Origin of the sequence: Pseudomonas sp. 2822-17 (assembly GCF_002742485.1) — a bacterium.
Lineage (GTDB): Bacteria > Pseudomonadota > Gammaproteobacteria > Pseudomonadales > Pseudomonadaceae > Aquipseudomonas > Aquipseudomonas cyclaminis.
In genome coordinates, this window is record NZ_LJRZ01000563.1 from 1 (window position 1) to 236 (window position 236).

A 236-nucleotide genomic window follows, 5' to 3' on the forward strand; every position below is an offset into this window, starting at 1 on the left:
AGCGTCTGCTATGCAAGGAATGATAACTGGTAGTTCAGTAGCAAATACCGTATCATCTGGGTCATTTACAATACCAATGATGAAACGGGCAAAATTAGACCTGAGTTTGCTGCAGCTGCAGAGGCATCTGCTTCCACAGGAGGACAAATTATGCCCCCTATTATGGGTGCTGCTGCATTCATTATAGCAGAATATGTTTCAGGAATTTCTTATAGCGATATCATTATCATAGGTAT

General features: G+C 41.1%; 2 protein-coding genes. Both read left to right on the forward strand.

Annotation, left to right across the window (positions count from 1 at the left end):
* The first annotated feature begins 19 nt into the window (after window positions 1–19).
* Window positions 20–187, forward strand: coding sequence for a TRAP transporter large permease subunit (locus AOA60_RS23410; protein WP_256592870.1), 168 nt, complete (start codon window positions 20–22; stop codon window positions 185–187).
* Window positions 151–236: hypothetical protein (locus tag AOA60_RS34035; RefSeq protein ID WP_256592871.1), on the forward strand; the 86-nt coding region annotated here is incomplete at its 3' end. The genes AOA60_RS23410 and AOA60_RS34035, both read left to right, overlap by 37 nt.